Raw genomic sequence first — 22901 nt, 5'->3', positions numbered from 1 at the left:
CCTTTGAAGTCACGGAAGGAGATGTTCCTCGAAGAAGAGGGCCGTCTTGCGCATCGCCTCGCGCGAGTCCTCCACGTCGTCCGTCAACTCGAAGCCGTGGTGACCCTCCGGAAGCTCCATCAGCGTGAGGGGGGCCCCTCGGCTCCGGGCCTCCTTCACGAAGTCGTCGAGGGCGGCGTTGAGCGGAGGCGTGTCCAGGCCTGCGCGCAGCACGAGCAGCGGCGGCACCTTCCGGGCATTCGCTGCCTTCAGGCCGTCCATGGGCCCGAGGCCCCGGGGCACGTCCGGGCCTCCGAGCAGGGGGTACCACGCCACCGCGCAGCGCAACCAGGCGGGAGGCGCCTTGCTCAACGCGGGAGACAGCCCCCAGAGCCCTCCGGCGGACATGGCCATGAGGCAGACGCGGTCCGCGTCGAGCGGCTCCGTCGCCGCCTGCTTGCGCACGAAGGCCAGCGCCGCGTCCACGCGTTTCTGGAGGTCGGCGACGCGTGTGAGCCACTGTGACTTCTCGATGCCCGTGGACGGGGAGCCCAGCTCCACCAGCGCCACCGCGAAGCCCTGTGTGGCCAGCCAGCGGGCCTGACCGGCGAAGGCGGGCAGGTCTCTCACGAGCGGGGTCAGGTCCGGGTGCAGCAGCCCATGGACCAGCACGATGAGGGGCACGCGTCCCTGGGACACCGCCTCCGGGATGTAGAGGTCCAGCTTGTAGTCGCGGCCGCCCGCGCGCGTGTACGTGAGCGCCCGGCGGACCTGCACCTCCTCCATGCCGGGGATGGTGAGGACGGGCCGGGCCTTGGTCCACTCGGGTAGCGGGAGGCCGTGGAGCTCCGGAGGCGTGGGGAGGGCAATCATCGGCGGGCCGAAGGCGGGTACCTCGCCGAAGCCCAGGTGCGTGCGCAGCCATTGGGCCCGGTCCCTGCGCGCGGCGTCGCCCAGCTCATGGCCTCCTTCGTAGACCTTGGCGAGCTTGGGCATCGTGGCCGCGTCGATGAACGTGTTGACCTGCGCGGCGGTGACCCAGGCGTCCGAGCGGCCATTCTGGAAGAAGAGTGCCCGGGGCGCCGCATGGCCCACCCCCACCACGCCGTCGAGCACCGCCATCTTCCGCACGAGCTTCGCGAAGTCCTCCTTGGACATCGCGTTGGCGAGCTGCTTCTCGTTGTCCAACTCCATCTCGCGGATGCTCTTGGAGTAGTCGCCCACGCCATTCATCAGGACGAAGGCGCGCAGACGGGGCTCCACGCCCGCGAGGGCGCCGCCCACCATCGCGCCCATGCTGTGGCCCACGAAGCCCAGTCGCCGAGCGTCGACCTCCGGCCGCGAGGCGAGCAGGTCCACCGCGCGCCGCATGTCCACCAGCATTTGAAGGGACGAGTCGTAGATGGCCGCGCCCTTGAGCGAACCACGCCAGGGGGCCGGGCGGACATGGGGGGCATCGACCAGCAGCGACACCACGCCCGAGCGGGCCAGGGAGAGGGCCTCGTCGAGGAACTCGTTCTTCGAGCCTTGTCCCCAGTGCAGGAAGGTGAGGCCGGCGAATGGCCCGGGGCCCGGGGGCGTGACGAGGTAGGCGGGGACGCGTCCGCCCTTCGGGCTGGCGTACGTCAGCTCCGTCACCGTGATGTCGCCGCGCCGCTGCGCGCGGACCGTCTTCACGTCGAGCGGCGCCTTCGCGTCGTAGTCCGTCACGCTCCGCAGTTCGCCGAGGAGCGTCGCGGCGGCGGGCTCCTGCTCGGCTCGGGCCGAAGGAATGGTGAGCAGCGCCAGCAGGAGGACGAGCCAGCGCGGAGCGGGTCGATACCGGGTCATGGAAGCGCCTCGGCTTCGGACTGCGGGCCTCCCTGGAGTGGGAGGGAGGCCCGAGTCTGAGCCGTCCCCGCGCGAGCGCAAGTCTCGCGTGAGGTCAGGAGCGCGGGCCGTAGACGGGCAGGGGCGCTCCGACTTCGTAGGCCCCCAGGTCCGGCGCCGCGCCGCTGAAGCCGTCGTTGATGTTGGCGAGGGGCGCTCCCGCGTTCTCCACGGCCGAGCCCGTGCGCGGGCGCAGGTCGGGCGCGGCATACAGCGTCATGGGCGCGGCGGGGTAGGCGACGGACGCGGCGAAGACTCCGAGGTCCACCTGCACGGCGTTCTTTTCGGTGGTGCTGGCACGCAGGGCGCTCAGTCCCGTCAGGGCGCTGCCACCCCAGGTGGCGGTGAAGTTGCCGGACGTGGTGCCGAAGCCGTCGTGGTCCAGGTTGGCGCTCGCGGTGACCAGGTCGGGGATGTGGAGCACCCGCCCGTTGGCGTTGCCGCTGTTGTAGCCGTTGAAGGACCCGCCCGGTCCGCCGATGAACAGGTTGTTGCGCGAGTACAGGTTCGCCACGGGCCTGCCCGCGGTGATGCCGAGCCCGTCGCCATGCTTCACCACGGTGTTGTGCAGCAGCACGTCGCCCGAGCTGCCCCGGTACAGTTTGAAGGCGATGTGCACCGTGTTGTAGGCGGCGTTGCGGACGAAGTACGTGGGGCCGCCGAGGCTCGGCTGCGACGACAGGGCGATGAAGTTGTTGGTGAGGCGGTTGCCGACGATTCGGCAGTTGTGGAAGCAGAAGTCCGCCTCGACTCCATCGTCCGCGTTGCCGATGAGGTCGTTGTTGAGGATGTCGATGCTGTACTGGTCCACCGCGGCGTCGTCCTCCATCAAGGAGATGCCGTCGCGGAACCCGGTGACGCGGTTGTTGAGAATCACGTGGCCCGGGCCCGTGACGCAGATGCCCTCACCCTGGTTGTTGCCGTTGACGCCGAGCGAGGCCTCCGCCCATTGCGTGACACCTGTCACGACGTTGTCGGCGATATAGGCGTTCTCCGCGCGCAGGAAGGTGACGACGGCGTCGCCTCCGTTCGCGGTGGTGGCGTTGACGGTGGAGCGGGTGAGCACGAAGTGCTTCGAGCCGTTGAATCGGACGCGGCCGTTGATGGTGAGCCGGTCGAAGTGCACGTAGCTCTGGTTGAACAGGTTGATGGGGCCGGTGACGATGGTGCCGGTGGTGCCGCGCAGGACGATGGGCTTGCCCTCGGTTCCGCTGCGAGACCAGTCGAACGCGCTGTACGTCCCCGCGCCCAGCTCGAGGATGTCGCCCGGCTGCGCGCCGGAGGCGACGGTGGCGAAGGTGGCGGGGGTCACCGCCTTGACGGGAGCACTCGCCATGGGGGCTGGCACCGCGCGCGTGGTCGCCGTCTCCGTCCGCGTGGTGGAGCCTCCGTCCGGGTCCGTGAGGGTGAGCTCCAACTCGTAGCGCGTCCCTGGCTGGAGGCCGAACACGCTGCCGGAGTGGCGCGCGCCCCAGCTGAAGCCCTCGTTGTCTCCGGCCGGGATGCGGCGCAGCGGCAGGGCCTGCAGCCAGGTGCCCGTTCCGACGGGGCGGTAACGGACGGAGACGACGCCGTTCGCGTTGGGGTCACCGGAGAAGGCCCACTCCACCGTCAGGTGGTGCAGCGTCGGGAAGGGGAGGGTGATGGCTCCAGGGACGGTGGCGTCGGCGCTGGTCGCCCCGCCGTCGGGGTTCGCCTGGGTACCTCCGTCGGGGCCCGGCTGGGAGCCGCTGTCCTCGCGCGTGCCTCCGTCGGGGAGCACGGAGCCATCGGGAGCGCCTGTTCCCGCGTCGTCCCCGGTGTCGTCGTCTCCTCCGCCACACGCGACGCAGAGAAGCAGCAGGACAGCGCAGGACCACTGCCGGATGAGAGCGTTCATGCGCCGGGATTCTGCCCGGAGCGAGGCCTCACCGCGAGAGAACCTGCTGTCGCGGACGGTGTGTCAGCCGCCGTCGCGGATGTGGGTGGCGCGAGCGAGCGCGCCGCGAGGTCACTCGCTCGGTGGGGTGCGCCCCGAGTAGAGCAGGCCGTCGCGCACTTCCTCCTCGGTGAGGAGGCGGTAGGTCCCCTCGGGGATGTCGTTGAGCTCGATGCCACCCACGGCCTCGCGGTGGAGGGCGCGCACGGGGAGCCCCACGGCGCCGAGCATCCGCTTCACCTGGTGGTGTCGGCCCTCGGTGAGGGTGACCTCCACGGTGTGCTCGTCGCGGATGCGCACGGTGGCGGGGCGGGCGGGGCCGTCGTCGAGCGTCATCCCCTGGCGGAGGGGCTCCACGCGCTCTTCGTCGGGGGTGCTGAAGACGGTGGCCACGTAGCGCTTGGGCAGTTGCGTGTCAGGGGAGGTGGCGTGGGCGACGAACTTGTCGTCATTGCTGAAGAGCAAGAGGCCCGTGGAGTCCACGTCGAGGCGGCCCACGGCGTGCCACGTGTAGCCGGCCAGGTCCGGGGGCAACTGGCGCAGGAGCACCTCGAAGACGGTGCCGGTGCGGTGCTGGGACACGGTGGAGGACAGCACGCCCGCGGGCTTGTGGAAGGCGAGCACGCGCGTGGCGGGGGCCGACAGCGGGACGACCTTGCCATCCACGCGCACGACGGAGCCGGGGGGCACGGGGGCGAGGGGCATGAGCGCGACGCGCGCGTTGATGGTGACGCGGCCGGCGCGGATGGCGTCGTCGGCCTCCTTCTGGGGGAACACGCCTGCTCGGGCGAGCGCGCGCGACAGCCAGTCCGGCTTCTCCTTGCCCTCCCAGCGCTGGTGTTGCTGAGGGGCCTTGGGCTTGTCGTACTTGCGAGGCATGGGCTTCCAGGGGGCAGGTGACGCGAGGGCGGGTCGGGAGCACCGGGTGTCGTCGACCCGCCGCGAGGGCGGCGTCATATCATCACCAGTTCCCCGACGTGGCGCATCTCACCGCCGACGTCCGGGAGCGGTCGTCGTAGAGTCAGGGGCATGACCTCGCGTGCCGGAACACCGCCTGTCCGGGATGAAACCCGGATGCATCCGCTGGATGGGTTCATCGCCTCGCTGGCGAGTCACTCGCTGTTCTGTGACGGCTGGGGGGACGAGCAGGCGTTCACGGGGCCGGGTCTGTCGGATCGGCTCTGCGCCCGGCCTGGCCCGCTCTCCATGAGCTGGGAGGCGGAGCAGTCGCGGGGGCGGCGTTGCTTCCGGGATGGCGCGTTCGAGTCGCCCTGGGCGGCGCTGCCTCCGGAGGTTCGTCGCGGCAAGGTGCGGTGGTTCTCCTCCACGCGAGGTCGCGGGCGGAATGCGTGCGTGGTGCTGGCCTCGTCGCGGGACGAGGGATTCCGGCTCAGGACGTGGCTCTTCGCGCCGTTGGTCGACGAGGGCGTGGACTTGTTCTTCCTGGAGAATCCCTTCTACGGAACGCGCAGGGCGACGGGGCAGAAGGGGCCGCACATCCGCACGGTGAGCGAGCAGTTGAACATGAACATCGCGAGCATCGAGGAGGCGCGGGCGCTCGTGGCGCATGCGCGGCGGGAGGGCTACGAGCGCGTCGCGGTGGCGGGATACAGCATGGGTGGCTACATGGCGGCGCTCGCGGCGGCGACGATGCCGGAGCCCGTGGGAGTCGCGGCGCTCGCGGCGGGAGCGTCACCCGCGCCCGTGTTCACGAAGGGCGTGCACGGGCGCTCCATCGACTTCAAGAAGCTGGGAGGCTCGCCGGATGAAGCGGAGGCCCGGCTGCGACTCGCGACGATTCTGGACGCGGCGAATGCGTGTCTCTTGCCGCCGCCCGCGAAGCCGAGCGCCGCCGTCATCGTGGCGTGCGCGAGGGATGCCTTCGTGCCGTTGTCAGAGGCGCGAGCGCTTCACGCGCACTGGGCCGGAAGCGAGCTGCGCATCCTGGACGCGGGCCACATCTCCGCGCTCATCACCTCCGGGTCGGCGCTGCGCGGAGCGATTCGAGACGCGGTCCATCGCTCCGGCGAGTGACCCCGCTACTCACGTCGAATCGTGTCCGGGTCCTCGCCATCGGACATGCCCGGAGTCTTGCCCGGTTCATCCTCGGGCTTCCGCCGCTCTTCACCTTGCTCGTCGCCCTCGGCCTTCCGCGGCGTGCGGCCTGGAGCCTCCTCCTCGCGCTCGTCCTTCCGGGGCTGGCCACCGCCGCGCCCCGGTTCATCGTCGCCCACCACCATCGACTCGTAGGGCATGTGATCCATGCGTGCTCCTCTCGCGGGTTCAGGACTCCTCCCGAAAGGTAGGGCCGTCCCCCGGGCGTGCCGCGCCGGGCCTTGCGGTCGCCCGCCCGCTCGCCCACCCTGCGCCTCCTCGCCCGCAGGAGCCGCCATGTCCCGCCTCGCCGCCTGTCTCGTCCTCCTCACGCTTCCCGCCGTCGCCGCCGAGCCAGCCATCACCCCGCGCCGTCCCGTCCACACCTACTCCATCGTCGCGAGAGACCCCGTGACGGGAGACCTGGGGGTCGCCGTCCAGTCCCACTGGTTCTCCGTGGGCGCCACCGTGCCCTGGGCCGAGGCCGGCGTCGGCGCTGTCGCCACCCAGTCCTTCGTGGACCCGTCCTACGGTCGTCTGGGCCTGGAGCTCATGCGCGCCGGACGCAGCGCTCCCGATGCCCTCAACGGCCTGCTCGCCGCGGACTCCGCCAGCAACGTGCGACAGGTCGCCATGGTCGACGCGCAGGGCCGCGTCTCCGCGCACACCGGCAGGAGCTGCATCGCCGCCGCAGGGCACGTCGTGGGCGAAGGCTTCTCCGTCCAGGCCAACATGATGGACAAGGCCACCGTCTGGCCCGCGATGTCCCAGGCGTACCGCGACTCGAAGGGCGACCTGGCCGAGCGCATGCTCACCGCGCTCGAAGCCGCGGAGGCCCAGGGCGGCGACATCCGGGGCAAGCAATCCGCCGCCCTCATCGTCGTCTCCGCGAAGTCCACCGGCCGTCCCTGGCAGGACCGTCGCTTCGACCTGCGCATCGAGGACCACCCGGAGCCCCTCAAGGAACTCCGTCGCCTCGTCACCCTCCAACGCGCGTACAACTTCATGAACGAGGGAGACCTCGCCCTCGAGCACAAGGACACCGACGCGGCCCTCGCCGCGTACTCCTCGGCGGAGAAGCTCGCTCCCGGAAACATGGAGATGGTCTTCTGGCACGCCATCTCCCTCGTCGGCGTGGGCCGCGTGGATGAAGCCCTCCCGCTGCTCCAGCGCACGTACGCCGCCGATCCCCGGTGGCGGGAACTCGTCACCCGGCTGCCCGCTGCGGGGCTCCTCCCGGACGACCCGAAACTCCTCTCCCGGCTGACGGGCACGAAGCCGAAGCCCGCGAAGTGAATCGCGGACTCAGCCGCACAGGGAGCAGGGGCCCGAGCGTTGGGGATTCCTCTCGGTGGGACGGCGGGCGCGAGCGCTTGTGTCCACCGAGCGCGATGGAGAGGTTCTCAAGACGAGGACACCCATGCGCATCCCCCCGGCCCCATTGCTCGCGTTGCTCGTCCCGTTCATGGCGCTGGCACAGGTGCCTCAGGACGTGTCCCTCTCACCCGAGGAGTCCAGCGGTCCCAGCTACTGGTACTGGGTCGCGCTCCTCGTCATCGCCGCGGCCGTCTTCGCGTGGGTCTCGGTGCGCCTGTCGCGCAGGCATCGAGGTCCGCCACCGACGTCGCGGCCACGCCGCTCCACCCGCTCCGTCTAACCCGAGGGCCGGTGCTTGCGCAGCGTGTGCAGCGCGGCCAGCCACAGCCGCGCCTCCTTGCGCGTGAGCCGTGAGCGACGCAAGGGCGCGAAGAGGTCTCTCAGGGCCGTGCGCCCCGGCTGCTCGTCGATGAGGAATCCGCCCGAGCTGAGCACGCCCCCCAGCGTCGACTCCACCTGCGCCAGCTCCGTGTCCGTGGCCGCCACGGGCAGCGGACCCGGTGGCGGCGCGTGCTCCGCCAGCGTGGCCACGCGGACTTCATAGGCATACAGCAGCACGGCCTGCGCCAGGTTGATGGAAGGCTGCTCCGGAGCGGTGGGCACGGCCGACAGGTCGTGACAGCGCTCCACCTCCGCGTTGGTGAGCCCGCTGCGCTCATCTCCGAAGACGAGCGCCACCGTGCCCTGCGTCGCGCGAGTCACCAGCTCCTCACCCACCGAGCGCGGCGGCAGTCGTCGCTTGCCCTCCACCTTGCGCGAACTGGTCCCCACCACCCAGACACAGTCGGCGATGGCTTCCTCCAGGGTGTCGGCGCGGCGGGCGCCGTCCAAAACATCCTCGGCATGGACCGCCAGCCGGCGCGCGGGCGTCAAATCCTCCACTTCGGGCGTCACCCACACCCAATCCGAGAGGCCACAGTTCTTCAACGCCCGAGCAGCGGCACCCAGGTTCTCCGCGTTGCGCGGACGCATCAGGACGAAACGGACGGGCAGCACCATGCGCGGGGCACCTTAGCGTCTTCCGGGGCTCGGGCCTGGGCCGTTGACCCGGGCGCGGGGCCCCCCTATAGCGTGACGCCATCGACCGCCGGGTGAGGGCGCGGAGGCCACCGGGAGTGTGGCTCCGGGTACACCATGTGGGCTCGGGGACGCGTGGGGGCCGCGTCCCGGCCGTGTGCGTTCGACCACACCCCCCCTCGATTCCAGACGTGCACGCCGTCGGCACGTCACGTGAAGAACAGCTGGTACCTCCGGAGGAACCATGGGTTCGCAGTCCTCAGTCCTGACCACGCCGCACCGCGCGACACGCGCGGGCTGGCTCTTCGCCGTGCTGCTGGTAGGCACCTCGCTCGCGGGCTGTCAGAAGGAGAAGGAACCCGCGACCTCACCTCCGCCCGCGACCACCGAGGCTCCGCGGGTGACGGGGACAGACGCCGGAATCGCCGCCGCCCCGGCGCCGGTGCCCGTCAAGCCGGAGTCGGTGACGCCCATCATCAGCGCGCCGGGCACCGAGAGCGTGCTTCCCCAGCGCGTCGTCATCGAGCTGGCCCGCTCGCTGCGCCCGCCGGATGGCGAGGTGAAGCCGGGCACCGTCGTCAACATCGCGCCCCGAGTCGCGGGCAACCTGCAATGGAGCGGGCCGTCCACGCTCACGTTCAGCGCCACGGGCACCGGCTTCGCCTTCGAGACCGAATACACCGTGACGGTGGAGTCGCTGGAGACGGACGCTGGCGTGGTGAAGCCGCCCTCCGAAGGTGCGTGGACCCATCGCTTCACGACGCCCGCGTTCCGCTTCCTCCGCATGGAGCCCAAGCAGTTCGACCTGCTCAAGGGCCGCGTCGAGCTGGACCTCGCGTTCTCCGGTCCGGTGGAGCCGGCCGCCCTGCGTTCGCGCGGCTCCTTCCAGGTGGGAGGACAGGCCATCACCGACGTGAAGTGGCGCACCGTGGCCGGCAGCCGTGACGTCGTCACCGCGCAGTTGGCCCACCCGGGCCTCAAGGGCGGGGCCACCGTGCGCTTCGTCCTCCAGGCGGGGCTCGCCTCGGCCACGGACGGGAAGGCGCGCGCGCCCGCGGCGGAGTCCACCTTCGTGCTTCGCGGCGGCAAGCGGCTGGACATCACCGGCATCGCCCGTCAGAGCGGGGCCTCCGGGCACTACCTGGAAGTGAGCTGCCGCGACGTGGAGATGTCCGCTCCGCCGAGCCCTCGGCAGAACATGGACTACGACGAGTTCTACTGGGACTCGAGCAACCGGGGCTGTGTCCTGGACGATGCCACGGCCGAGGCCGCCATCCACCTGACGCCGCCGGTGAAGGTGTCCGTCGCCCCCTCGCGGCGCGGCTTCCGCATCTTCGGTGACTTCAAGCGCGGCGTGTACTCGCTGCGCATCGGCGCGGGGACGACGTCCCTGGGCAACGGCACGTTGCTGGCGGACTTCGTGGAGGACCTCTCCGTCCCGGCCCGGCAGCCGCAGCTCTCGTTCTCCTCGGCGGGGCGTTACCTGCCGCGCAGCGCGTGGCGCAACCTGCCGCTGCAGCACCTCAACCTGGACAGCGTGGAACTCACCATCCGCAACGTGCCGCCGGAGAACCTCGTCTTCTGGATGAGCGACGACCAGCGCGAGGTCGCCGACGAGCGCACGTCCAACGTGGTGGTGAAGAAGACGCTGGCCCTCCAGTCCCCCGCGGACACCCTGACCACCACCTACGTGGACGTGGCCAACCTGGTGCCGTCCACGACGCGCGGACTCGTGGAGGTCTCCGTGAAGAAGGATGACCTCCAGGCGGCGTCGCGCATCCTCCTCACGGACTTGAGCCTCGTGGCCAAGCGGGGCGGACCCGCGCCCGGCTCCACGGACCGGGGCGAGGTGTGGGTCTGGGCGCTCGGCATCGAGAGCACCGACCCGGTGTCCGGCGTCGAAGTCACGCTCGTGAAGAAGAGCGGCCAGTCGGTGGACCGCTGCGTCACCAAGGGCGCCGACGGGTGCATGCTGAAGGTGCCCGCGGCGGGCGCGGACGACAGCGAGCCCTTCGCGCTCATCGCCCGTCAAGGCGAGGAGCTGACGTACCTCAAGTACAGCGAGCTGAAGATGGAGATCGCCAACTCGGACGTGCAGGGCGAGCCCTACCGCTCCGAGAAGGCCTACCGCGCCTCCCTCTGGTCCGACCGGGGCGTGTATCGCCCGGGAGACACGGCGCACGTCGCCGCCGTGCTGCGCGGCCAGGATGACCTGGCGCCGCCCACGGGCATGCCCGTCGAACTGGTGGTGGTGGATGCGCGCGAGCGCGAGTGGAAGAAGGTGCCGCTGAAGACGAACGAGGCGGGACTCGTCTCGCTCGACATTCCCTTCGAGGCGTTCCAGGACACGGGCCGCTACCGCGTGACGCTGAAGGTCGCGGACCGGGACGTGGCCTCCTACGCCTTCAGCGTGGAGGAGTTCGTCCCCGAGCGCATGAAGGTGACCGCGACCACCGAGGCCCCCGGCTACGTGCAGGGCGTGGAGCTGCCCGTCGCCGTGGAGGCCGCCTATCTCTTCGGCGGCTCGGCGGAAGCAAGCCCGGTGGAGCTCAACTGCCGGCTGCTGCCGTCGGACTTCAAGCCGAAGCAGAACGCCCAGTTCACCTACGGCCTGTGGCGCCAGGACGGCAAGGAGCCGCGTCCCGTCACGCTGGGGCAGGCCAAGGGCGTGCTGGATGCGAAGGGCCAGGCGGTCCTCAACTGCCCGGCGCAGGCGGCCATGGGCGGTCTGCGGGGCGCGGCGAAGCTCAGCGCGCTCGTCAGCGTCTTCGAGTCCGGCAGTGGCCGCTCCACGGTGAACGAGGCCAGCGTGCCCGTGCACCCGGAGCGCTACTACGTGGGCCTGCAGGCCAGCGTCGGGAAGGTGAAGGCCGGCAAGCCCTTCACTGTCTCTGGCGTGGTGGTGGACTGGGACGGCAAGGTCGTCACGTCCGGCTCACTGGCGCCCAAGTCGGTGGAGGTCGAGTACGTCCGCCTGGAGGAGGAGTACGGGTACTACTACGACGAGTCGGAGGGGTATGACCGCTACCAGCGCTACCTGCGGCCGATTCGCGAGGGCAGCGCCGTGGCGAAGGTGGTGGACGGCCGCTTCTCCCTCAGCGTGACGCCGGGCGGAGATGCCGCGGGCTATCTGGTGCGCGTGCGCTCCGGCAATGCGCAGACGGACCTGGAGCTGGAGGGCGAGGGTCGCTACTACTGGTGGGGCGAGGGCTCGCGCGTGGACCAGACGCCGCGTCCGCTCAAGCCCACCTCGCTGGATGTCGCCGTGCCGGCGCAGGCCCGCGTGGGCCAGGCCATCACCGTCAAGGTGAAGGCTCCGTACAAGGGCCGGATGCTCTTCACCGCGGAGACGGACCGCGTGCTCGCCACCGAGTGGAAGGCCGTGGAGCCGGGCGAGGTGACGTGGACCTTCACGCCCAAGCAGTTCGCGCCCAACGTCTACGTGAGCACCTTCCTCGTGAAGGACCCGCATCTGGAGTCCCGCGAGGCGTTCATGCCGGACCGCGCCTTCGGCGTGGCCAGCGTCACGCTGGAGCCCGTGGACTTCACGCAAGCCGTGACGCTGAGCGTGCCCAAGGAGGTCCGCTCCAACGACACGCTCAACGTGGACCTGGACCTGGGGGCGCTGGAGGGGCCGACCTTCGCCACGGTGGCGGTGGTGGACGAGGGCATCCTCTCCCTCACGCGCTTCCAGAGCCCGGACCCGCTCAAGCAGATCTTCACCAAGCGCGCCCTTGGCGTGGGCACCTACGAGACCATCGGCTGGACGCTGCTGGTGCCGCCCGGCGGCAACTCGCGCTCCACGGGTGGTGACGCGGAGAGCGACGCGAGCGGCCGGGTGCAGCCCGTCAAGCCCGTGGCGCTGTGGAGCGGCGTGGTGCTGGTTCCGGCCAGCGGCAAGCTGCGCCTGCCCTTCCAGATTCCGCAGTACCGGGGCGCGGTGCGGGTGATGGTGGTGACGGCCGGACCCAAGCGCCTGGGCCGCGCGAGCGCGCAGGTGCTGGTGAGAGACCCGCTGGTGCTCCAGACGACGCTGCCTCGCTTCCTCACGCAGAACGACGAAATCCAGGTGCCCGTCTTCGTCACCAACCTGTCCGGCAAGCCGCAGGACGTGAAGGTGACGCTGGGCGCGGAGTCGCTGCCGGTGCCGGGCCTGTTGCAGCCCGCGACGGCGTCGTCGCCGCTCCAACTGCTGGGCAAGAGCGAGGGCCGGGCCCGGCTGGAGGATGGCAAGTCCACCACCTTCGTCTTCCAGGCGCGCGCGGTGCAGGCGGTGGGTGCCGCGCGGCTGAGCGTCGTGGTGGAAGGTGGTGGCTACACGTCCAAGGAGACGCTGGATGTGCCGCTGTCCCCGGCGGGCCCCCGCGAGCGGCGCGTGCAGCGCATCGAACTGGCGGAGGGTGTGACGGACCTCTCCAAGCACCTCCAGGGCTGGGTGCCCACCACGGAGCGCTCCACGCTGTGGGTGACGACCAATCCCTATGCGCAGTCGCTCCAGCACCTGTCGTACCTGGTCCAGTACCCCTATGGCTGCATCGAGCAGACGACGTCCTCCACGCGTCCGCTGCTCTTCGTGTCGGAGCTGGTGGACACCGTGGACCCCACGCTGACCCAGAAGGGCTCCGTGGGAGACATGGTGCTGGCGGGCATCAACCGCGTGCTGTCCATGCAGACGTCCTCGGGCGGCTTCTCCTACTGGCCGGGCTCCACGGAGCCGGTGGAGTGGGGCACCGCGTACGCGACGCACATGCTGCTGGATGCGCAGAAGCTGAAGTACCCCGTCTCGCAGGACCGGCTGAACGACGCGATTCAGTGGATGAGCAGCCGCATGGGTTCCTACGAGAACGCCGCGGTTCGCTCGGATGGCCGCATCAACAGCGAAGAAGCCTACATGCACTACGTGCTGGCGGTGTCCGGCAAGGGCCGCAAGGCGCGCATGTTGAAGCTGGTGGAGACGCTGGCCGAGAAGTCGAAGAAGGGCGCGCTCGATGGTCAGGAGCGTGAGGACGACTACATGCTCAAGGCCGGCCTGTGGCTCGCCGGAGACCGCCGCTACGAGAAGGAGCTGCGCACCCCGGACCTGTCGCCCGTCACCGACGAGCGCAAGAACAGCTGGTCCTTCTACTCGGACCGTCGGCGCCGTGGCTTCATGCTGAGCACGTACCAGGACCTCTTCGGCAACTCCGCCGCGGGGGAGCCCCTGGCGGCCATGGTGGCCGAGTCCCTCCAGGCCCACACGAGCAGCTGGTACACGACGCAGGAGCTGGTGTGGGGAATCACGGGCCTGGGCAAGCGCCTGCAGGGCGCGGCCTCTCAGTTCACTCCGCCGGTGTTGACGGTGGATGGCAAGGACGTGGCGTCGCTGCAGGCGAAGGACGCGCGCGCGTCGGACCGGACGTGGGCCCTGGCTCGGGCCAGCGAGCGCAAGCAGCTCCAGCTCGACGTGAAGTCCAAGGACGCGGGGAAGCTGTACCTCGTGTTGAGCAGCGAGGGCGTGCGCGCGGACGGACAGGTGCGCACCGGAGGCGAGGGCCTCACGCTGAAGCGCACCTATCGCAAGCAGGACGGCACGGAGCTGAAGCTGCAGGCGTCGCCCCTGGCCCTGGCGGAGCTCATCTACGTGGAGCTGACGCTGACCAACACCACGCACGAGCGGGTGCAGAACATCGCGCTGGTGGACCGACTGCCGGCGGGCTGGGAAATCGAGAACGCGCGGCTGGGGCGCGGCGGCTCGGTGGACTGGGTGGGCGCGGACGCGCTGTGGACGCCGGACTACGTCAACATCCGGGATGACCGGATGGAGGTCTTCGGCGCGCTCGGTGCTCGGGAGTCGAAGAGCATCGTGTACGCGGTGCGCGCGGTGACGGCGGGGGCCTTCACCCTGCCGACGGCGGAGGCCGAGGCGATGTACGACCCGCGCATCTGGGCCCGTGAGGGGGGTGGCACGGTGCAGGTGTCCGGCCCGTGGAAGGACAGCCTGCTCTGATATGCGCCGCGCTCGCCACCTCCTGAAGAAGCTCGTGTGGTTCGCCGTGGGGCTCGTCGGCCTCGCGGCGGTGGGGGTGGCGGCGGCGTGGGTGTTGCCGCTGCCGTCGCGGCTCTCCGCACCGCCCTCGGTGGTGCTGGAGTACCGCGATGGCACTCCGGCGCATGTCTTCCTCGCGCCGGACGAGCGGTGGCGCATCGCCGCTCCGGCGGAGCGCATCGACCCGGCCTACCTCCGGGCCCTGCTCGCGTTGGAGGACAAGCGCTTCTATTCCCACCCGGGCGTGGACCCGCTCGCGGTGGCGCGCGCGGCCGTGCTCAACCTGACGCGGGGCCGCCGGGTGTCGGGCGCGTCCACGCTGACGATGCAACTGGTGCGCATGCTGGAGCCCCGCCCGCGCACCTTCACCTCGAAGCTGGTGGAGGCCTTTCGCGCGGTGCAGCTGGAGCTGCGCCTGACGAAGCAGGAGGTGATGGGCGCCTACCTCCAGTTCGTCCCCTACGGTCGCAACGTGGAGGGTGTGGAGGCCGCGGCGCTCGCGTACTTCGGCCACACGGCGGCCCACCTGAGTCCGGCGGAGATCGCCACGCTGCTGGCGGTGCCGCAGAACCCCAACCGTCGTTTCCCCACGACGGAGAACCGCGCCCGGCTGCGCGCGGCCCGGGATGACGTGGCCCGACGGCTGCTGGAGGCCCACGCCCTCCCACGCGGCCCCGAGGGCGCGACGGTATCGGCCGAGCAGGTGCTCGCGGAGGTGCATGCCTCCGCCGTGCCCCTGGACTTGAAGGCGTTTCCTCGCGAGGCCCCGCACGCGGCGGTGTGGCTCCGGGCTCAGCGCCCGGGGCAGACGCGACTGCGCACCACGCTGGATGCGGGCACGCAGCGGTTGGTGGAACGGGTGATGCGCGACGGGGCGAAGGACCTGACGTCGCGCGGCGTCCACAACGGCGCGGCCGTGGTGGTGGAGCGCGAGCGGGGCGAGGTGCTCGCGCTGGTGGGCAACTTCGACTTCTTCGACGAGAAGCACGGCGGACAGATTGTCGGCTTCGCCGCGCCGCGCTCTCCGGGGTCGGCGCTCAAGCCGCTGCTGTACGCCATGGGCATCGACCTGGGGCTGGTGGGGCCGGAGCAGCTCGTGGCGGACATCCCCACGACGTACGGCGGTTATGCCCCACGCAACTTCGACGGCCGCTTCCTGGGCCTCGTGCGGCTGGAGTACGCGCTGTCCCAGTCGCTCAACATGCCCTTCGTGCGGCTCCTGGAGCGCGTGGGCGTGGAGCGCTTCCTGGGTTCGCTGCGCACGTCCGGCGTCGCCAGCCTCGTCCCGGAGCCCGGCTACTACGGCCTGTCCGCGGCCGTGGGCGGCATCGAGGTGACGCCCCTGGAGCTGGCGGGGGTGTACGTGGCGCTCGCCGGTGACGGCCGCACGCGGCCGCTGCGCCTGCTGGAGGAAGGGCAGCCGGTGGAGGCCCCCGTGGAGGTGATGTCTCCGGGCGCGGCGTGGCTCACGCGCAAGGCCCTGTCGCTGAAGGACCGGCCGGACTTTCCGGAGCGGCGCCGGCTGACGGGCCTGCCCGCGCGCGTGCACTGGAAGACGGGGACGAGCTTCGGGCACCGGGACGCGTGGGCCGCGGGCTCCGGGCCTCGGCACACGGCGGTGGTGTGGCTGGGCAACTTCGACCACTCGCCGAGCGTGCACCTGGTGGGCGCGGATGCGGCGGGCCCCCTGCTGTTCGACATCCTCGAGGGCGTGGGTCCCCGAGGCCGCTCGCTGCCGGAGGATGAAGTGAACGCGCCGGACGACTTGATGCGCGTGGAGGTCTGCGCGTACTCGGGACATCTGCCGACGGAGGCCTGCACGCAGCGCAAGGAGGTCTACGCGCGGCGCTCGGCGGTGCCCACCGCCCGCTGTCCCTATCACCAGCACGTGGAGGTCGACGTGGCCTCCGGGCTCGCGGTGGGACCCACATGCCGCGCGGGGCGGAAGACGGAGTCGCGGGTGTTCGTCACCTGGCCCGCCACCATCCGACGTTGGTTGGAGGAGCAGCACCGCCGCCTGCCGGAGCCTCCGTCCGCGGCGCCCGGCTGTGAGCCCGGTGGCGAGCGCGCCGCGCCCAGCATCGTCTCGCCCGCCCAGGGCCACATCGCGCTGCTGATTCCCGGAGTCCCTCCGGAGCAGCAGGAGATGCCGCTGGAGGCGGAGGCCTCCCACGAGCGCGCGCTCACCTGGTTCGTGGACGGCGCGCTCCTGGGAACGGCGCGCGCCGACGAGCGCATGTGGTGGAAGCCCTCGGTGGGCTCCCACGAAATCCTCGTCACGGATGACCGGGGACTCAGCGCGAAGCGCACGCTCGTCGTCCGCGAGCGGCGCTAAAGCGAAGCACTCCGGCTCAGCGGACCTCCCAGCCCTTGTCGCCGCGCTCGTATTGCTGACCTGCGCGCAGCGCGCCGTAGAAGAGGAAGTCCTTCACGCCCACGACGGACTTCCCGTCGAACAGGCCCAGCTCTCCCTTGGGCATCAACTGGATGCCCAGCTCGGAGAGCTTCAGCCGCACCTTCGCGCCCGGGGCCACCGTCACGTCCGGCAGCACCGCGCCCACGGGGGGCCTCACCAGGGTGGGCGCATGGTCGCTCTGCGCCAGGCTCACCCGCAGGTTCGTGGTCAGCACCATGCCCTTGAGCGACAGCGCCACCGTGCCCCGGTTGCCCACGTCCACCCAGCCCGCCACCGGGTCGAACGCCTCGAACATCAGGGGCGAGCCCTGGGCCTTCATCCGCGCCCAGTCCTTCTCCACGAAGGCCCGGCGCTCCTTCACGTAGCGCTTCATGTAGTCGCGGCCCGCCTGGAACTGGGCGAAGTCGGTGTACGGGGCTCCACGCATGTGCGGGGTGATGAGCGCGTGCAGCGCGTCGATGTACGGGTTCATCACCTCGGGGGTGAACAGCTCGTCGAGCGCCTTGTCGAGCCGTGCGCCCAACTGCTCACGCAGCGCGGGGTTGGCCAGCACGCGCGTGCCCAGGTTGGAGAAGACGGGCAGGTAGCCGGGATAGGACTGCGTCTCCGTCTTGCGCTGCAGGTACATCCTCTCCGTCCACGCATCCGTCAGCGTGAAGTTGAAGAGCGGGTGGCGCATGTTGTTGGAGCTGGTGCTCATTCCCTCCACGGGATTGAGGTACCACCAGCGCGCGTCCACGTTGTTGAGGTCCCAGGGCACGTAGGACCATTTCGCCACGGCCCGGTCGTAGATGAAGTAGCTCTCCGAGTCCTCGACGAAGTTGTTGGACATCAACGCGTCCAGCACCATGGAGCGCAGGTAGTGCTCGAGCTGGAGGTGTTTCTCCAGTGCCTCGGCGAACTGGGGTTCCGGCGTGTGGTTGATGACGTCCAGCATGGCGAGGAGCGCGTCGTCCGGCTGCTGCTCGTTCGTCTTCTTCGTCCAGTCACCCTGGTAGGGCACCTTCCACGTCTTCAGCTCGCAGTCCTTCCAGCCGCACCGGTAGATGGTGGCATCGTCGTCCGCGAAGGCGTGGGCCTTGAGGAAGGCCTTGTTCACCTGCTCGATGTCCAGGAACACGCCCTGGTACTGGCCATTGAGCTTGAGGCGCACGTAGGTCGCCTTGGACGCGGGCACGCGCATCGCGGCCATCAAGTCGAACGCCATCTTCTCCGCCAGCATCGTCGCATCGGCATACTCGGCCACGAGGTTGAGTGACGTGCGTCCCTCGAACCGGGCGTCCTTCGCGAAGCTCACGTTCCAGCTCTTCTTCGGGAAGTAGCGCGCGGAGGCACCTCGCAGGCGCACCTTCACCTGATACGTCGTCCCGCCCGCCTTGAAGACGGCGTCCTGCTCCGGCGTCCACACGTCTGCCTCGAACTTCTTCATCGCCGCCTCGGGGATGATGAGCTCGTACTCGGGCACGCTCGCTTGCAAGGCAGGCATCGTGAAGGGCCGCTGGGCCTCGGGCGTCACCGGAGGCGGGTCCACGGGCGGAGGGTCCACCGGAGGCGGGTCCACGGGCGGAGGGTCCACGGGGGGCGGGTCCACCGGCGGAGGTTCCACGGGCGGATTTGTCGGAGGCGGCTCCTCGATGATGACGGGAGGCGGTTGAGTGGGTGAGGACGGGGCTCCAGAGCCGCAAGCCCACAGCCACATCACCGGAAGGCAGAGCAAGAGTCGTGAGCGAGTCATCGCCGGGTGTTGAGCAAGGCTCGTGCCTCATGGAGGGAGACGTGCGCCGCTCGAAAGTGAACGAAGCCAGTGCCCTGAGACGCCGTGGGGTGGGTAGTTGATGAAAGGGATTTCCCTTCCTGGTCCGGTCATTTGCTTCACCCTGGAGGGCTGAGGACCCGTCGACCCCTGGGTCGGCGTGAGGGCTTCTTGAGAAGGAGCTGCGTCGCACGCGAGCCTCCCTGGTGGGGCAGGCGGGCAGGCAGGGAAGCCTTCTTCCCTTCTTCCCACCGCTGTTCCCGACGCGGAACGTCGGGCCTAGCTTCTTCAGGAAGAGGGGAGCGCCGCGACAGGGAGACGCCCGCGATGGAGACCTGGAACCAGTCGTCTGATTCCGCCCGCAACCACACGCCGCTGATGGTGAACCGCCGTATCGACGAGCATGTAGAGGCGTGCGTGCGGCACATGGCGACGCACGCGGACCGGCCGGAGATGAGCCGCTACCTCCAACGGTTGGAGCGCGAGTGGGACCTCAACCGCGCTGTCATGGTTGGCACGGCCGCGATGGGGGCGCTGGGCCTGTTGCTGGGCAAGAAGGATGGCGGCCGGTGGCGGGTGCTGAGCGCCGTGGCCGCGGGAGTCCTCCTCCATCACGGCGTCTTCGGCTTCGGGCCCTTGTCCGCTCCCTTGCGCGCGCTGGGCATCCGCTCGCGCCGGGAAATCGACCTGGAGAAGTTCGCCATCAAGGCGCTGCGCGGTGACTTCGAGCGCATCCCCAATGACGGCGGGCCCATGGCGAAGGCCAACGCGGCGCTCGTGGCCGCGCAGTCCTGACGCCGCGTCCCCAAGCATCGCCAGCCCCCGCTCACCCGATGAAGGGAGCGGGGGCGGCCTGTCGCCTCAGTGTCGAGGCGAGGTGTAGCCACCACCCTGCGCCGGCATCAGCGCGGGGGACCCGCCCTGGGGTGGGCCGTTGTTCGTCGCGCCGGTGTTCCCCTGGTCGAAGAAGCCGTTGAGGCCGGCGATTCCCAGCGAGAAGTTCGTCACCCAGCCCGAGTCCGGCTTGCCGGCCTTGGCGCCGATGTCGAGCGGCCTGCCGAAGTGCAGCCGCAACAGCAGGGGCCCCAGCGCCAGGTTCACACCGACGACGGCGTTGAGCACGCGGTGGTCCCACAGGTCCTCGGCGCTGTTGCCCACGCCACCCACGTCCATCGCCGCGATGGCCTCCAAGTCACTGAGGAAGGCCACGCGGATGATGTCGTTGAGGGGCAGCTGCAGCTCCAGCGTGGCGTAGGTGAAGTTGCGGCCGAGCAGCCACCGCTCGTCGCCGAAGTTCACGCCGCGCAGGGTGTCGAACGACGACAGGAAGTAGGAGCGCGCGTAGCGTCCGCCCAGCGTCGTGCCCGCGCCGCCGCGCAGGAACAGGTGGGTGCGGCCGTAGATGGGGAAGTAGCGCTCGGCATCCAGCCGGAGGTTGCCGTAGGCCTCGCTGTCGAAGGGCTGCACACCCAGCGTCATCTCCAACAACGCGGAGCTGCCCGACAGCGGACCGGTGGCGTAGTGGTACTTGAGGCTGTCGTAGCCCACCTGTCCACTCAACTCGGTCTGGAAGCGGATGGAGCCGTTCTTCGCGTTCCACAGCGACAGCAGCTCCCGGTTGGCCTCGTTGCGGTCCGCGAAGAAGAGGCGGAACTCGGTCTGGTCGTCGAGGAAGTACTTGGTTCCGCCCATGCTCAGGTCGCCCTGGACGAAGAAGAACGTGCTCAGGGGATAGCGCAGGCTGCCGAGCGCGCCGAAGTACCGCTCCGCCGACGTGAAGAAGACGGGCAGGTCATCGAACGTCTGGTCCACGCGGAAGCGCAGCGACTGGAACAGACCGCCGCCCCACGTCGTCCGGCCCGCGTCGTTGATGTACAGCATGTAGCCGTCCGTCAAATCGAAGCTGCCGTACACCGCCAGGGTGAGGATGAACTGGTGGTCCCTCATGCGGTCGCTCGCCGCCGCGAAGAGCTGACCGACGAAGCCGCCGCCGCCCGCGCCCGCGAAGCCGAAGATGGGGCCGAACTCCAGGTTCTTTCGCGCGAAGGGCTCGTACGCCTGCGCATCCGTGAGCGGGCGCACCGCCAGCGGGTTGGGCGGCTCCGGAGGAGGCTCCGGCGCCACGTCGAGCGCGAGCATGCGCGGCGGCCTGAGCACCGCGGGCTTCCGCTCACCCGACACGTGGAAGAGCATCCACAGGCCACCCTCGGGGCCGGGGCCCGGCTCGAAGACGCCGGTGGTCAGGTCCGTGCGGCGCACGATTCGCCCGTCCGCCATCAGCTCGTGCAGGTCGGAGCTGCTGTTGTTGAAGGCGGTGAAGAACACGCGGCCGTCGACCAGGGCCAGCGGGTCCGCGTGGTCCCTCTCCTCGCTCGTCAGCCGCTCCACCTGGCGGGGCGCGTCCAGCTTCACGCGGAAGAGGTTGAACTTGCGGTGCGACGTGGCGTCCGACGTGAAGACGATGCCCGCGGGGCCCCACGTCACCTGGCGCTCGGAGAACACGTCGTCGGTGAGCTGCAGGGGCTTGGCGTCCGGGCTCGCGTTCAGGTCGATGACGTAGACGTCGCGCAGGCCCTCGTCCTGGATGCCGATGAAGGCCACGTAGCGCCCATCCGGCGAGAGGGCTGGCGAGTACGCCGCGAGGATGCCGTGCTTGTCGATGCGGTAGGCCTTGCGGTCGCCCACCTCCAGTTGCACCGACGTGCCCACCTCCCGGTCGATGCCGGTGCGGATGGGGTTGCGTCGCACCAGCACGTCGTTGGCGCGCTTCTCCACGGTGTGTTTGTAGTCCTGCACGTAGATGATGTCGCGACCGGTGATTTCGGCGACGAAGGCCAGCTTGTCCTTGGACAGCGCGAAGCTGCGGCCGGAGATGGGGTGCAGCGACTCCACGCCGGGCACGCCGTCACCGGCCACCTTCACCGCCTTGTCCGGCGCGCGCGGGTCCATCACATACAGCCGGCTCTCGCCGGTCTCGGGGACGATGGTGCGCAGCGCCAGCAGGGTGCCGTCCGGCGAGCTGGACATCGCGGTGATGTAGCCCGGGGCCTTGTCGAGCAGGTCCAGCGCGGGCGCGGACTGCTCCGAGCCGAGGTACGTCTTGTAGGCCCGGCGCTTCAGCCAGTTCTCGAACCGCGCGGACAGCCGCTTCGGATCATCCCCCGTCAGGCGCTCCAGCAGCTCCTCGAACTTGAGCGACGGGGAGTCCTTCGAGCCGCCCACCAGCCGGGGCGAGTCCTCCAGCACGCGCTGGATGAAGCCCTTGCCGTACTCCTCCTCGAGGAAGGCCACGCGCACCTGACCGACCTTGTAGATCCACAGGTAGCCGTAGGGCCCGGGGGAGAAGAAGTCGAGGAAGGCGTAGCCCTTGTAGAGGTCCGGATTGACGAGCAGGTCCCGGACGAGCATCTCCGCCTCGGGGTCCATGCCGCGCTTGGCGTAGAACTCGGCGATACCTTCGATGAACCACAGCGGAATCGCCTGGAGGGGGTCGCCGAACACCTTGGCCTGCTCGGCCACGGTGCGCGTCTTCTGGATGGTGAACTGGTGCGCCAGCTCGTGGGTGCTGATTTCCTCGAAGAGTCGGTGATCACCCAGGTACGGCAGCGTGAGCTTCAGGTCCTCGGTGCTGGTGACGCCCAGGGTTCCCTCGGACAGCGGGAAGAGGTTCGTCTGAAGGAATTCCTGGTAGCTGCTGTAGAGGATGTACGGGAAGGTCTCCGTGGGGACGTACTGGAAGGTGTCCACCAGGTACCGGTACGCCTCTTCGATGAGCGGCGCGGCGCGCTCGGCGACGACGCGCTCTCGCTCGTAGAAGTAGAAGCGCACGCCGCCGGCCTTCGCGCCGAGCGACTTCGCATAGGTGTAGTTGAAGCCGCCGTCGGGGTTGCCGCCCAGCGCGGGGCCACCGAGCGCGGGCCCGCTGCCGAGGGCCGGGCCGCCGTCTCCGAGCGCGCTGCTCAGGGGCGTGCCGCCGTCCTCTCCGCCCGTGACGCCCGCGGTGGCGCCCGAGGGAGGCGTGCCGCCGTCCTCGTTGTCCGCGACGGCTCCCGAGGGAGGCGTGCCCGAGTCCTGCGGCTCCGCGAGCTGAGGTGCGGGGCTGGGGGAGAGGGTGGTGGAGGGGTCGGCGCCGGTGGGGGGATCCGCCGGGACTGACTTCGTGTCGCCGGTCTGGGGGTGGGTGGTGGGCGCGTCGGGGTTGGCTCCCCCTTGTGCCCCGGGCGGCTGTTCATGCGCCGTCCTGTCAGGAGGCTTGGCGACCCCGGTGGCCTGTGGGCCCACGAGGATGTCGACGTGCCGCCACTCGAACTCGAAGCTGTTCACCGGCGTCTTGCCCGGGCGACGAGGCACGACGAAGACCTGGGCCAACGCCAGCTCCGGGAGGAGCAGGGTCAGCGCGGCGGCAGCGAGGAGACGGGGGTTCACGAAGGTCACCTCTTGGGGTGGGGTACTG

13 protein-coding genes are annotated in these 22901 nt (G+C 70.1%); 6 read left to right on the top strand and 7 right to left on the bottom strand.

Translation table 11 applies throughout. The features are described from left to right. Positions 1–9 precede the first annotated feature (9 nt). The 3 genes from HUA75_RS21375 to HUA75_RS21365 all read right to left on the bottom strand — a co-directional run bounded on the left by HUA75_RS21375 (position 10) and on the right by HUA75_RS21365 (position 4645). Positions 10–1809, bottom strand: coding sequence for an acyl-CoA thioester hydrolase/BAAT C-terminal domain-containing protein (locus HUA75_RS21375; protein WP_174487406.1), 1800 nt, complete (start codon positions 1807–1809; stop codon positions 10–12). A 94-nt stretch (positions 1810–1903) separates the two neighbouring features. Further along, the gene (locus HUA75_RS21370; RefSeq protein ID WP_254627654.1) at positions 1904–3727 is read right to left on the bottom strand and encodes a right-handed parallel beta-helix repeat-containing protein; all 1824 of its coding nucleotides are present in this window, start codon (positions 3725–3727) and stop codon (positions 1904–1906) included. Between the two features lie 111 nt (positions 3728–3838). Then, positions 3839–4645, bottom strand: a complete 807-nt coding sequence (locus HUA75_RS21365) for a pseudouridine synthase (RefSeq protein WP_141645970.1) — start codon at positions 4643–4645, stop codon at positions 3839–3841. Positions 4646–4795: 150 nt separating this feature from the next. Between HUA75_RS21365 and HUA75_RS21360 the strand changes: the two genes are divergently transcribed. Next, positions 4796–5800: an alpha/beta hydrolase family protein gene (locus tag HUA75_RS21360; RefSeq protein ID WP_174487405.1), complete on the top strand. Its 1005-nt coding sequence runs from the start codon at positions 4796–4798 to the stop codon at positions 5798–5800. A 5-nt stretch (positions 5801–5805) separates the two neighbouring features. On the opposite strand, the gene HUA75_RS21355 is transcribed toward HUA75_RS21360, so the two are convergent. After that, entirely contained in the window at positions 5806–6030 is a 225-nt protein-coding gene (locus HUA75_RS21355) for a hypothetical protein (RefSeq protein WP_254627653.1), read from the bottom strand. A 127-nt stretch (positions 6031–6157) separates the two neighbouring features. Here HUA75_RS21355 and HUA75_RS21350 point away from each other — a divergent pair, with 127 nt between their 5' ends. Next, entirely contained in the window at positions 6158–7156 is a 999-nt protein-coding gene (locus HUA75_RS21350) for a DUF1028 domain-containing protein (protein WP_174487404.1), read from the top strand. A gap of 124 nt (positions 7157–7280) precedes the next feature. Continuing rightward, positions 7281–7517 carry a hypothetical protein gene (locus tag HUA75_RS21345; RefSeq protein ID WP_141645967.1) on the top strand — a complete coding sequence of 79 codons (237 nt, stop codon included), beginning with the start codon at positions 7281–7283 and terminating at the stop codon, positions 7515–7517. On the opposite strand, the gene HUA75_RS21340 is transcribed toward HUA75_RS21345, so the two are convergent. Continuing rightward, positions 7514–8236, bottom strand: coding sequence for an RNA methyltransferase (locus tag HUA75_RS21340; protein ID WP_174457207.1), 723 nt, complete (start codon positions 8234–8236; stop codon positions 7514–7516). The two genes, HUA75_RS21345 and HUA75_RS21340, sit on opposite strands and share 4 nt — an antisense overlap. 262 nt (positions 8237–8498) lie before the next feature. Between HUA75_RS21340 and HUA75_RS21335 the strand changes: the two genes are divergently transcribed. After that, a complete protein-coding gene (locus HUA75_RS21335; RefSeq protein WP_174487403.1) occupies positions 8499–14240 on the top strand; it encodes an alpha-2-macroglobulin in 5742 nt (1913 codons plus the stop codon). Position 14241: 1 nt separating this feature from the next. Then, positions 14242–16614, top strand: a complete 2373-nt coding sequence (gene pbpC / locus HUA75_RS21330; protein ID WP_174487402.1) for a penicillin-binding protein 1C — start codon at positions 14242–14244, stop codon at positions 16612–16614. Between the two features lie 16 nt (positions 16615–16630). On the opposite strand, the gene HUA75_RS21325 is transcribed toward pbpC, so the two are convergent. Beyond that, a complete protein-coding gene (locus HUA75_RS21325; protein ID WP_174487401.1) occupies positions 16631–18430 on the bottom strand; it encodes a CotH kinase family protein in 1800 nt (599 codons plus the stop codon). A 345-nt stretch (positions 18431–18775) separates the two neighbouring features. Between HUA75_RS21325 and HUA75_RS21320 the strand changes: the two genes are divergently transcribed. Then, on the top strand, positions 18776–19243 hold the full coding sequence (locus HUA75_RS21320) for a DUF2892 domain-containing protein (RefSeq protein ID WP_174487400.1): 468 nt from the start codon (positions 18776–18778) through the stop codon (positions 19241–19243). Between the two features lie 66 nt (positions 19244–19309). Here the strand turns inward: HUA75_RS21320 and HUA75_RS21315 are convergent, their stop codons facing one another. After that, on the bottom strand, positions 19310–22873 hold the full coding sequence (locus HUA75_RS21315) for a tolB protein precursor protein (protein WP_174487399.1): 3564 nt from the start codon (positions 22871–22873) through the stop codon (positions 19310–19312). Between the last annotated feature and the right edge of the window lie 28 nt (positions 22874–22901).

The sequence above is a fragment of the Myxococcus sp. CA040A genome, assembly GCF_013336725.1.
Taxonomy (GTDB): Bacteria; Myxococcota; Myxococcia; order Myxococcales; family Myxococcaceae; genus Myxococcus; species Myxococcus llanfairpwllgwyngyllgogerychwyrndrobwllllantysiliogogogochensis.
This window is presented reverse-complemented; position numbering and strand designations above follow the sequence as displayed.